This is a genomic window from Streptomyces roseochromogenus subsp. oscitans DS 12.976 (genome assembly GCF_000497445.1).
Taxonomy (GTDB): Bacteria; Actinomycetota; Actinomycetes; order Streptomycetales; family Streptomycetaceae; genus Streptomyces; species Streptomyces oscitans.
The window spans coordinates 7,166,490-7,177,697 of sequence record NZ_CM002285.1 but is presented as its reverse complement, the minus strand read 5'-3'; the positions used below and the strand labels follow the sequence as shown (position 1 = coordinate 7,177,697).

Below are 11,208 nucleotides of genomic sequence, written 5' to 3'. Positions count from 1 at the left end.
CGGCGCCGATCCAGCCGGCCCCGACGACCACGATGTCGTGCTGCTCGGCCAGCACCGGCCGCAGCCGTTCGGCGTCGTCCAGGGTGCGCAGCAGGTGCACGCCGGGCACGCCCTCGGTGCCGGGCAGGGTGATCGGTTCGGCGCCGGTGGCGAGGACCAGGACGTCGTACGGCACCGGTCCCGCCTCGGTGTCCAGTTCGTGCGCGGCGGGGCGCAGGCCCAGCACCTCGCAGCCGAGCCGCAGCTCGACGCCGAGCGTCTCGAAGTCCACGTCGAAGGCGGAACCCTCGGCCTTGCCGAGCAGCACGGCCTTCGACAGCGGCGGCCGGTCGTACGGCTGGTGCGGCTCCGCGCCGAGCACGGTGACAGCACCCCTGAATCCCTGTTCGCGCAGGGCGACCGCGGTCTGCACCCCGGCCATGCCCGCGCCGACGACGACCACGCGCCGCTCCCCTGACGTGCCCCCTTGCGCTGTCTGCTCGCTCACCCGATCACAATAGACACGTGACAACGCGTCAGTCAGCGGGCGTGCTCGGTGACCTGTTCCACAACGCTCGTACCGGCGCCCGTCCGGGACTCCCACTCCCAGGTCTCCTCCAGCCGCACCCGCCCGTCCGGCAGCGTGACGACCGTGGACACACAGTGCCCGGAAGCGGTCGTCCCGTCGGTCCTCAGCTGGACGTACCGGAAGTCCAGCCGGTCCTCCTCGCGGGTGCCGACCAGATGGCCGCGTACGACATCGCCGCCCGCGTACTCGGCCCAGATCTCGCCGCTCTTCTCGTGGTACGCGAACCGGGTGTGAGTACCCACCTGACCTGGGGCTTGGTCCGCCACGGGGGCGAAGGTCAGACCGTCCAGCGAGCGGGCCATGGGTGGGGGCTCCCTTACGAGTGACGAGCGCGGCGGGCTAGGGTGGCCACCGTACAAGCACTCGCGGGAGCCCGGACGCACCGGGCTGAGAGGGAGGCTGGCGGCCTCCGACCGTACGAACCTGATCCGGGTCATGCCGGCGAAGGGAGGGGCTGGACGCCCATGTCGTCACGTACGTCCGACGTCCTCGTCATCGGGGGCGGAATCATCGGCCTGGTCACGGCCTGGCGCGCGGCGCAGCGCGGGCTCGCCACGGCCGTCGTGGACCCCGAGCCCGGCGGCGGGGCCGCGCAGGTCGCGGCCGGGATGCTGGCCGCGGTCACCGAACTGCACTACGGCGAGGAGACCCTGCTCGCCCTCAACCTGGAATCGGCGCGCCGCTACCCGGAATTCGCGGCCGAGCTGACCGAGCTGACCGGCCACGACCTGGGCTATCGCCGCTGTGGCACCCTCCAGGTCGCGCTCGACGCCGACGACCGCGCGTATCTGCGTGAGCTGCACGCCCTTCAGCGGCGTTGCGGCCTGGAGTCCGAGTGGCTGTCGGGCCGGGAGTGCCGGCGCCTGGAGCCGATGCTGGCGCCCGGGGTGCGCGGCGGGCTCCGGGTCGACGGCGACCATCAGATCGACCCGCGGCGGCTGGCCGCGGCCCTGGTGGCCGCGTGCGAGCGGGCCGGCGTCACGTTCCACCGGGTGTGGGCCGAGCGGCTGGACGTCGCGGGCGACCGGGCCGTCGGCGTCACCACGGCGGACGGCACCGGGCTGCGCGCCGGGCAGGTGGTGCTCGCGGCCGGCAGTCTGAGCGGACGGCTGGCGGGTGTGCCCGAGGCGCTGCTGCCGCCGGTACGGCCGGTCAAGGGACAGGTGCTGCGGCTGACGGTGCCGCGCCCCTACGCGCCGTTCCTCAGCCGTACCGTACGGGCCGTGGTGCGCGGCGGCCACGTCTATCTGGTGCCCCGCGAGAACGGCGAACTGGTCGTCGGCGCGACCAGTGAGGAGCTGGGCTGGGACACGACCGTCACCGCCGGCGGCGTGTACGAGCTGCTGCGCGACGCGCATGAGCTGGTGCCGGGCATCACCGAGCTGCCGCTCACCGAGACCCGGGCCGGACTGCGCCCCGGCTCCCCCGACAACGCGCCGCTGCTCGGGCCTTCCGGGCTGGACGGGCTGCTGCTGGCCACCGGGCACTTCCGCAACGGGGTGCTGCTGACGCCGGTCACCGGGAATGTGCTGGCCGAGGTGCTGACGAGTGGTCAACTGCCGGACGAGGCCCGTCCGTTCACGCCGCAGCGCTTCGGCGCCGTACTCCTGGAGCAGCCCGCATGAGCATCTCCGTGACGTTTTCCGTCTCCGTCAACGGCGAGCGCCGCAAGGTCGCCTCGGGCACCTCGCTCGAAGCCGTCGTACGGTCCCTGGTCGCCGCGCCCTCCGGGGTGGCCGCGGCCGTCAACGAGACCGTCGTGCCGCGTGCGCAGTGGGCGGGCACGACGCTGAGCGAGGGCGATCGCGTGGAGATCCTCACCGCGGTCCAGGGGGGCTGAGCCATGGCCGACGATTCCTTTGCCCTCGGGGGTACGACGTACTCCTCGCGGCTGATCATGGGTACGGGCGGTGCGCCCAGCCTGGAGGTGCTGGAGCGGGCGCTGGTCGCCTCCGGTACGGAGCTGACGACGGTCGCGATGCGGCGGGTCGACCCGTCCGTGCACGGTTCGGTGCTGTCGGTGCTGGAGAAGCTGGGCATCCGGGTGCTGCCGAACACGGCGGGCTGTTTCACGGCCGGCGAGGCCGTGCTGACCGCGCGGCTGGCGCGGGAGGCGCTGGGTACGGATCTGATCAAGCTGGAGGTCATCGCCGACGAGCGGACGCTGCTGCCGGATCCGGTGGAGCTGCTGGAGGCGGCGGAGACGCTGGTCGACGACGGGTTCACGGTGTTGCCGTACACCAATGACGATCCTGTGCTGGCGCGGAAGCTGGAGGATGCCGGGTGTGCGGCGGTGATGCCGCTGGGGTCGCCGATCGGGTCCGGGCTCGGGATTCGCAATCCCCATAATTTCCAGTTGATCGTCGAGCGGGCCGGGGTGCCGGTGATTCTGGATGCGGGAGCGGGTACGGCGTCTGACGTGGCCCTGGCGATGGAGCTGGGGTGTGCGGGGGTGATGCTTGCCTCTGCCGTGACGCGGGCGCAGGAGCCGGAACTCATGGCGGCGGCGATGCGGCATGCCGTGGAGGGGGGTCGGTTGGCTCGGTTGGCCGGGCGGATTCCGCGCAGGCACTTCGCCGAGGCGTCGTCTCCTGCGGAGGGCCTGGCCGTGCTGGATCCCGAGCGTCCTGCGTTCTGACCCCGCGCTGCGGTCGCCCATTGCCCACCCACCCACGCACCACCCGTGACTCTCGGCTGGAGGGCTGGACTTTCCCGCGGGGCGTCCTCACCATCGGCGACCGCGGGTCGTGGGGAGGGGAGCGGGCTGGCGCCGGTCGTAGGGGATGCGGGCTCGCGCCGGACCAGGGGTGGAGCAGGCTCGCGCCAGACGAGGAGCGAAGCGGGCTCGCGCGGGACGTGGGGGGAGCAGGCTCGCGCCAGACGAGGAGCGAAGCAGGCTCGCGCCAGACGAGGAGCGAAGCAGGCTCGCGCCGGACCAGGAGCGAAGCAGGCTCGCGCCAGACGAGGAGCGGAGCGGGCTGGTGCCGGGCGTGGGAGCGCGGAGCGGTTGGGCTTGGGGTGTGGGAAGCGTTACAGGTCGGCTTCAGTGGGGTCGGGAAAGCGGTCTCGGCGGGGGGAGTGTCCGTTGGCCCTCGTAGACTCCCCTGCGTGGATACGACCCTTCAGGACCCCCTAGTCGGGCAGGTGCTCGACGGCCGTTATCGCGTCGACGCGCGGATCGCGGTCGGCGGGATGGCCACGGTCTACCGGGCCCTGGACACCCGCCTGGACCGTGTGCTCGCGCTGAAGGTGATGCACCCGACGCTCGCGGCGGACGGATCCTTCGTGGAGCGGTTCATCCGGGAGGCGAAGTCCGTCGCCCGGCTGGCCCACCCGAATGTCGTCCAGGTCTTCGACCAGGGGACCGACGGGTCGTATGTGTACCTGGCGATGGAGTACGTCGCCGGGTGCACCCTGCGGGACGTGCTGCGCGAGCGCGGGGCGCTGCAGCCCCGCGCGGCCCTCGACATCCTCGAACCCGTCCTCGCCGCACTCGGTGCCGCGCACCGGGCCGGGTTCGTGCACCGGGACATGAAGCCCGAGAACGTGCTGATAGGCGACGACGGGCGGGTCAAGGTCGCCGACTTCGGGCTGGTCAGGTCCGTCGACACCGTGACCAGCACCACCGGCGCCGTGCTCGGCACCGTGTCGTATCTCGCGCCCGAGCAGATAGAGCAGGGCACCGCCGACCCGCGCGTCGACGTGTACGCGTGCGGTGTCGTGCTCTACGAGATGCTGACCGGTGGAAAGCCGCACTCCGGCGACTCCCCCGCCCAGGTGCTGTACAAGCACATCCACGAGGACGTGCCGCCGCCCTCCGCGCTGGCGCCGGGGCTGCCGTATGCGCTGGACCAGCTGGTCGCGTCGGCGACCGCGCGGATCCCGGACGCCCGGCCGCAGGACGCCGTGGCGCTGCTCGCCCAGACGCGCGAGGCGCGTCAGGGGCTGAGCGCCGAGCAGCTGGACACGGTGCCGCCGCAGGCGCTGTCCACGGAGCACGACAACGCCGGGGACCGTACGAGCGTGATCCCGCGCTCGCTGACCTCCCCCACGCTCGGCTCCGCTCGCGCGGGGGGACCCCCGTCCCGGCCGCTGCCCGGCAATGAGGACGCGCCGGCGGAGGGTGGCGTCCAGCGCACCAGCCGGCTGCAGGCACCGCCCGCCCCGTCGCCGCGGCGATCCCGGCGGTCCGGGCGCTCCCCTCGCCTGGTGCTGACGATCGTCGCCGCCGTGCTGGTGGTGTTCGGCGTGGGCGCCGGGGTCTGGTACATCAACTCCGGCCAGTTCACGAAGGTCCCGCCGCTGCTGTCGAAGACCGAGGCGCAGGCGCGGGACCGGCTCAAGGCGGCCGGGCTCGACGTCGGGCAGGTCAAGCGCGAGTACAACGACACGGTCAAGCGCGGCACGGTCATCGGCACCGATCCGGCCCCCGGAGCCAGGATCCGTGACCACGACGCGGTCACGCTGACCATCTCGCTGGGCCCGGACACGGTGAACGTACCGGATGTGACGGGCCGCACCCTGGCCGAGGCGCGCTCGCAGCTGACGGCGGACGGACTGGAGCCGGGCATGGTCACCCAGGAGTTCAGCGAGGACGTCGACCAGGGCAAGGTGATCGGCACGACGCCGCAGGCGGGCACCAAGCGGCACGCCGGTTCGGCGATCGCGCTGACCGTCAGCAAGGGCAGCCCGATCGATGTCCCGGACGTCACCGGTGACGATCTGAACGACGCCAAGCAGCGACTGACGGACGCCGGACTGAAGGTGAAGATCGCCTCCACGCAGGTCAACTCCGCATACGACAAGGGCAAGGTGGCGCAGCAGAGCCCCGGTGACGGCAGCCAGGCCGCCGCGGGCGACACGGTGACACTGACGCTGTCCAAGGGCCCGCAGATGGTCCAGGTGCCGGACGTGGTCGGCGACAGCGTCGACGACGCCCACAAGGCGCTGCAGGACGCGGGCTTCAAGGTGGAGGACGACCGCGGGCTGCTCGGGCTGTTCGGCGACACCGTGAAGCAGCAGTCGGTGAAGGGCGGCGACACGGCGCCCAAGGGGTCGACCATCACGATCACCATCCGCTGACGGGAGTCACCGCAGACCGTGGTCCGGCGGCCGGTGCGGGCATGACACCCTGAACCTGTGAGTCCGGTTCAGTCGTCGTTCCCCCAGCCGTCCCCTCAGCCGTCCCCCCGGCTGTCGTCCCTTCCGCGCAATCCCGTCGGCGGTCATGTCCCCGTGGCCGGGGGCCTGCACTCGGTGGGGCTGTCGTACGCCCATGATCTGAAGGCGGAGACCGTGCAGGTCTTCGTCGCCAATCCGCGCGGGTGGGCGACGCCCGTGGGAAACCCCCGGCAGGACGAGGCGTTCCGTCAGGCGTGCGCCGAGGAGTCGATCCCCGCGTATGTGCACGCCCCCTATCTGATCAACTTCGGCTCGCACACCGAGGCGACCGTGGAGCGGTCGGTGGAGTCGCTGCGGCACTCGCTGCGGCGCGGGCGGGAGATCGGCGCGCTGGGCGTGGTCGTGCACACCGGAAGCGCGACCGGCGGGCGGGCCCGGGAGACGGCGCTGGCGCAGGTGCGCGCGCATCTGCTGCCGCTGCTGGACGAGCTGACCCATGACGACGACCCGTTCCTGCTGCTGGAGTCGACCGCGGGGCAAGGAGCCTCGCTCTGTGCCCGCACCTGGGACTTCGGGCCGTACTTCGAGGCGCTGGACGCCCATCCGAAGCTGGGCGTGTGCCTGGACACCTGCCATATCTTCGCCGCCGGGCACGATCTGACCGGCCCGAGCGGCATGCACCAGACCCTGGACCTGCTGGTGGACACCGTCGGCGAGGGCCGGCTGAAGCTGATCCACGCCAACGACTCCAAGGACGTGGTCGGCGCGCACAAGGACCGGCACGAGAACATCGGCGCCGGCCACATCGGCGAGGACCCGTTCCGCGCCCTGATGACCCACCCCGCGACCGAGGGCGTACCCCTGATCATCGAGACACCCGGCGGCAAGGAAGGGCACGCGGCGGACGTGGAGCGGCTGAAGAAGCTGCGCGACGGATGACCCTGGGGAATACCCCGGTACCACGGCTGGGGAATCCCCGGTACCACCGCTGAGGGCTACAGCTCCGGGCCGTCTCCCGGTTCCTCCTGGTAGGAGTAGCGCTGTTCCTTCCAGGGGTCGCCGATGTTGTGGTAGCCGCGTTCCTCCCAGAAGCCGCGGCGGTCGGCGGTCATGTACTCGACGCCGCGGACCCATTTGGGGCCCTTCCAGGCGTACAGGTGGGGCACGATCAGGCGGACCGGGAAGCCGTGCTCGGCGGTGAGGAGTTCACCGTCCTTGTGGGTGGCGAAGATCGTGCGGTCCGAGGTGAAGTCGGACAGGCGGAGGTTCGAGCTGAAGCCGTACTCCGCCCAGACCATCACATGGGTGACGTCCGGCGCCGGCGGGGCCAGGTCGAGGATGGCGCGGGCGGGGATGCCGCCCCACTCCGCGCCGGTCATGCTGAACTTCGTCACGCAGTGCAGATCGGCCACCACGGTGGTGTACGGCAGGGCCGTGAACTCCTCGTGGCCCCAGGTGTGCTTGTCGCCGTCGGCGGTGGCCCCGAAGACCCGGAACTCCCAGCGCTCGGGCCGGAACTTCGGGACGGGCCCATAGTGCGTGACCGGCCAGCCGCGCTGGAGCCGCTGACCCGGCGGAAGCTCGGACCCTGCCGTCGCTCCAGACTCTCGCTCCACCGGATGACCCATGTATCCATCCTGACAGACCTCGGGCAGTGCCCTTGACCACGCGTCCACCCTTGCACATGAACCGGACAACAGGCGCCAAGTCAGGGCGAACTTACTAAGCATCCACTTACTGGACGATCTTGGTTGCCGATGCAATCATGCGGCCGCATAGACACCTCCCCGTTTCCCGTGGAAGGAGCCTCTGCGATGCAGGGCGACCCCGAGGTCATCGAGTTCCTCAACGAGCAGCTCACCGGCGAGCTGACCGCGATCAACCAGTACTTCCTGCACGCGAAGATGCAGGAGAACTTCGGCTGGTACAAGCTCGCCAAGTACACGCGGCACGAGTCGTTCGACGAGATGAAGCACGCGGAGGTGCTCACCGACCGGATCCTGTTCCTGGAGGAGCTGCCCAACTACCAGCGGCTCTTCCACGTCCGTGTCGGACAGACGGTGAAGGAGATGTTCGAGGCCGACCGGCAGATCGAGGTGGAGGCGATCGACCGGCTCCGGCGGGGCATCAAGGTGATGCGCGAGAAGGGCGACATCACGTCCGCGAACATCTTCGAGGACATCCTCGCCGACGAGGAGCAGCACATCGACTATCTCGACACCCAGCTGGAGCTGGTGGAGAAGCTCGGCGAGGCGCTCTACATCTCGCAGATCATCGAGCAGCCCCAGAGCAGCTAGGCGCTCCGCGGGAAGGGCCGGGGCAGGCTGTCGATCGTCTGCGGGCCCGTCATGGCTGGTCGCGCAGTTCCCCGCGCCCCTTCGGGGAGCTCACCCGGCAGCGCCGTCAGCACGGGCTTGCCCTGGTCGGCCAGCTCGCGGCGCGGGCAGGCGCCTCGGCCCAGCAGTGCCTGGATCCGGCGGACACACGAACCGCAGTCCGTGCCCGCCTTGCAGGCGGAGGCGATCTGGCGGGGGGTGCAGGCGCCGTCCTCCGCGTGCTGCTTGACCTGGGCTTCGGTGATGCCGAAGCAGCTGCAGACGTACACGCGGATTCACCTCCCGACGGGATCGCTGTCTTGATGCCATCCCCTTGATCGGTGAGGCAAACCTAACCTTACCCGCCGCACAGGGTCCGGAAAAGTGGGGAGGGGCGCGGATCGTATGTGATCCGCGCCCCAGATGCCCCGCGGCCCCTCCGGCCCTCCTACTGGTCCCGGTACATCTCCGCGACCAGGAAGGCCAGGTCCAGCGACTGGCTGCGGTTCAGCCGGGGGTCGCAGGCCGTCTCGTAGCGCTGGTGCAGGTCGTCGACGAAGATCTCGTCGCCGCCGCCCACGCACTCGGTGACGTCGTCGCCGGTCAGTTCCACATGGATGCCGCCCGGGTGGGTGCCGAGCGCCTTGTGGACCTCGAAGAAGCCCTTGACCTCGTCGAGCACGTCGTCGAAGCGGCGGGTCTTGTGCCCGGAGGCCGCCTCGAAGGTGTTGCCGTGCATCGGGTCGGTCACCCAGGCCACCGTCGCACCGGACGCCGTGACCTTCTCCACCAGCTCGGGGAGCTTGTCACGGATCTTGTCGGCGCCCATCCGGACGATGAAGGTCAGCCGGCCCGGCTCCCGCTCGGGGTCGAGGCGGTCGATGTACTTCAGCGCGTCCTCGGCCGTCGTGGTCGGACCGAGCTTGATGCCGATCGGGTTGCGGATCTGCGAGGCGAACTCGATGTGCGCATGGTCCAGCTGCCGGGTGCGCTCACCGATCCACACCATGTGCGCGGAGACGTCGTACAGCTTGCCGGTGCGCGAGTCGACCCGGGTCAGTGCGGACTCGTAGTCCAGCAGCAGCGCCTCGTGCGAGGAGTACAGCTCGACGGTCTTGAACTCCTCCGGGTCCGTGCCGCAGGCCCGCATGAAGTTCAGCGCGTTGTCGATCTCACGGGCGAGCTGCTCGTAGCGCTGGCCCGACGGCGAGGTCTTCACGAAGTCCTGGTTCCAGGCGTGCACCTGGCGCAGGTCCGCGTAACCGCCGGTGGTGAAGGCACGCACCAGGTTCAGCGTGGACGCCGAGGCGTGGTACATGCGCTTCAGCCGCTCGGGGTCCGGGATGCGGGACGCCTCGGTGAAGTCGAAGCCGTTGACGGAGTCGCCCCGGTACACCGGGAGCGTCACGCCGTCGCGGGTCTCCATCGGCTTGGAGCGCGGCTTGGAGTACTGCCCGGCGATACGGCCGACCTTCACCACGGGCACGGCGGCCGCGTAGGTGAGGACGGCACCCATCTGGAGCAGAGTCTTCAGCTTGTTGCGGATGTGGTCGGCGGACACCGCGTCGAAGGCCTCGGCGCAGTCGCCGCCCTGGAGGAGGAACGCCTCTCCCTTGGCGACGGCCGCCATCCGGGCGCGCAGCTGGTCGCACTCGCCCGCGAAGACGAGCGGCGGATACGACTCGAGGTCCGCGATCACTGCGCGCAGAGCCTCGGCGTCGGGGTACTCGGGCTGCTGCGCCGCGGGCAGGTTTCGCCAGGTGTTGCCAGCGCTCGGGCTGGTCTTAGCGTTCACGGTCACCTCGTAAACATTACGGGGTCGCGTCGCATGCCCCATCTTCTGGCTCGAAGGGTGAGACGCGACGGTTGTCCTGTGGACCGGGGGACGGGTGCGGTAGGGTTTCCGCCATGTTCGCGCTTTCGATCCAGAACTGGTGGTGGACCGCTTATCCGGCGGCCCACTGATCGCGCGTACGCAAGACTTCGCGAAGGCCGCCCGAGGGGCGGCCTTCGGCGTGTCCGGGGTCGTTCCTCACCGATGTCGATCGCATCGACCGACATCGACGGAAGAGGAACCGAGGACCATGGACCTGTCACAGCTCCTGCACGACGACCGCCCCTTCGCCCTGCTCCGCCGCCGTGTCCCGGGCCGCGACGAGCACCCGGTGGAGCTGCTGATCGGCCCGGTGACCGGCCGCGACCGGCTCGCCGACCTGCCCGAGGAGGGCCTCGCGCTGATCCCGTTCCGGCAGATCCGCGAGCGCGGCTTCGACGTCCGCGACGACGGCACCCCGCTGCTGGTGCTGACGCCACAGGAGTCGTACGAGATCCCGCTCGACGTGGCCCTGTCCCGGCTCCCGGCGCACGAGGTGCGGGTCGAGGGCGGCGGCTTCGACGTCGATGACGTGGCGTACGGCGAGATCGTCGGGCGGGTGCTGGCGGAGGAGATCGGCCGGGGCGAGGGCGCGAACTTCGTGATCCGGCGGACGTACGAGGGCGAGATCCCCGGGTTCGGCCGGGCCGACGCGCTCGCGCTGTTCCGGAGGCTGCTGGAGGGCGAGCGGGGCGCTTACTGGACGTTCGTCGTGCACACCGGGGAGCGCACGCTGGTCGGAGCCAGCCCCGAGGTGCATGTGCGGATGTCCGGCGGGACGGTCGTGATGAACCCGATCAGCGGGACGTACCGCTATCCCGCCGAGGGGCCGGCCCCGGAGCATCTCCTCTCGTTCCTCGCCGACGGCAAGGAGATCGAGGAGCTGTCGATGGTCGTCGACGAGGAACTGAAGATGATGTGCACCGTCGGCGACATGGGCGGGGTCGTCGTCGGGCCGCGGCTGAAGGAGATGGCGCACCTCGCGCACACCGAGTACGAGCTGCGCGGGAAGTCCTCCCTGGATGTGCGGGAGGTGCTGAAGGAGACCATGTTCGCGGCGACGGTGACCGGGTCGCCGGTGCAGAACGCGTGCCGGGTGATCGAGCGGCACGAAGTCGGCGAGCGCGGGTACTACGCGGGGGCGCTGGCGCTGCTCGGCCGGTACGCGGGCGGCGGGCGGGAAGGATCTGTGGGCGCGCAGACCCTGGACTCCCCCATCCTGATCCGCACGGCCGACATCTCCGCCCAGGGGCGGCTGCGCGTCCCGGTCGGCGCGACGCTGGTGCGCGGCTCGGATCCGGCGAGCGAGGTCGCGGAGACGCACGCGAAGG

General features: G+C 70.7%; 12 protein-coding genes, 1 pseudogene and 1 riboswitch. Of the genes and pseudogenes, 8 read left to right on the top strand and 5 right to left on the bottom strand.

Annotation, left to right across the window (positions count from 1 at the left end; genetic code table 11):
• A partial coding sequence (locus tag M878_RS80700) for an FAD-dependent oxidoreductase (protein ID WP_158692815.1) occupies positions 1-487 on the bottom strand: 487 nt, incomplete at its 3' end.
• A gap of 32 nt (positions 488-519) precedes the next feature.
• Positions 520-870: an avidin-fold protein gene (locus M878_RS80695; protein WP_023551403.1), complete on the bottom strand. Its 351-nt coding sequence runs from the start codon at positions 868-870 to the stop codon at positions 520-522.
• A gap of 53 nt (positions 871-923) precedes the next feature.
• Positions 924-1,035, top strand: a riboswitch (TPP riboswitch).
• Between M878_RS80695 and thiO the strand changes: the two genes are divergently transcribed.
• From thiO to M878_RS80670, 5 genes are all read left to right on the top strand, one after another.
• Complete coding sequence (gene thiO, locus M878_RS80690; RefSeq protein WP_023551402.1) at positions 1,033-2,193, top strand: glycine oxidase ThiO; 1,161 nt, start codon at positions 1,033-1,035, stop codon at positions 2,191-2,193. It overlaps the preceding riboswitch by 3 nt.
• Positions 2,190-2,408, top strand: a complete 219-nt coding sequence (thiS, locus tag M878_RS80685; protein WP_023551401.1) for a sulfur carrier protein ThiS — start codon at positions 2,190-2,192, stop codon at positions 2,406-2,408. The genes thiO and thiS overlap by 4 nt, the downstream gene beginning before the upstream one ends.
• A gap of 3 nt (positions 2,409-2,411) precedes the next feature.
• A complete protein-coding gene (locus M878_RS80680) occupies positions 2,412-3,206 on the top strand; it encodes a thiazole synthase (RefSeq protein WP_023551400.1) in 795 nt (264 codons plus the stop codon).
• Between the two features lie 470 nt (positions 3,207-3,676).
• Positions 3,677-5,650 carry a Stk1 family PASTA domain-containing Ser/Thr kinase gene (gene pknB, locus M878_RS80675; protein WP_031226360.1) on the top strand — a complete coding sequence of 658 codons (1,974 nt, stop codon included), beginning with the start codon at positions 3,677-3,679 and terminating at the stop codon, positions 5,648-5,650.
• Positions 5,651-5,761: 111 nt separating this feature from the next.
• A complete protein-coding gene (locus tag M878_RS80670) occupies positions 5,762-6,628 on the top strand; it encodes a deoxyribonuclease IV (RefSeq protein WP_078630680.1) in 867 nt (288 codons plus the stop codon).
• 56 nt (positions 6,629-6,684) lie between these two features.
• On the opposite strand, the gene M878_RS80665 is transcribed toward M878_RS80670, so the two are convergent.
• The gene (locus tag M878_RS80665; protein ID WP_023551397.1) at positions 6,685-7,317 is read right to left on the bottom strand and encodes a sulfite oxidase-like oxidoreductase; all 633 of its coding nucleotides are present in this window, start codon (positions 7,315-7,317) and stop codon (positions 6,685-6,687) included.
• 186 nt (positions 7,318-7,503) lie between these two features.
• Here M878_RS80665 and bfr point away from each other — a divergent pair, with 186 nt between their 5' ends.
• Positions 7,504-7,986, top strand: a complete 483-nt coding sequence (bfr, locus tag M878_RS80660) for a bacterioferritin (protein WP_023551396.1) — start codon at positions 7,504-7,506, stop codon at positions 7,984-7,986.
• Between the two features lie 98 nt (positions 7,987-8,084).
• On the opposite strand, the pseudogene M878_RS000000101510 reads toward bfr, so the two are convergent.
• Both M878_RS000000101510 and M878_RS80655 read right to left on the bottom strand, forming a co-directional pair.
• Positions 8,085-8,294, bottom strand: a pseudogene (locus tag M878_RS000000101510) ((2Fe-2S)-binding protein); the annotation flags it as partial.
• Positions 8,295-8,452: 158 nt separating this feature from the next.
• Positions 8,453-9,805, bottom strand: coding sequence for a class II 3-deoxy-7-phosphoheptulonate synthase (locus tag M878_RS80655; RefSeq protein WP_023551394.1), 1,353 nt, complete (start codon positions 9,803-9,805; stop codon positions 8,453-8,455).
• A gap of 107 nt (positions 9,806-9,912) precedes the next feature.
• On the opposite strand from M878_RS80655, the gene M878_RS000000101965 reads away from it, so the two are divergent.
• Positions 9,913-9,969, top strand: coding sequence for a trp operon leader peptide (locus M878_RS000000101965; RefSeq protein ID WP_388652921.1), 57 nt, complete (start codon positions 9,913-9,915; stop codon positions 9,967-9,969).
• Positions 9,970-10,088: 119 nt separating this feature from the next.
• Positions 10,089-11,208 (top strand): chorismate-binding protein (locus M878_RS80650; RefSeq protein WP_023551393.1); only part of this gene is annotated, 1,120 nt, incomplete at its 3' end.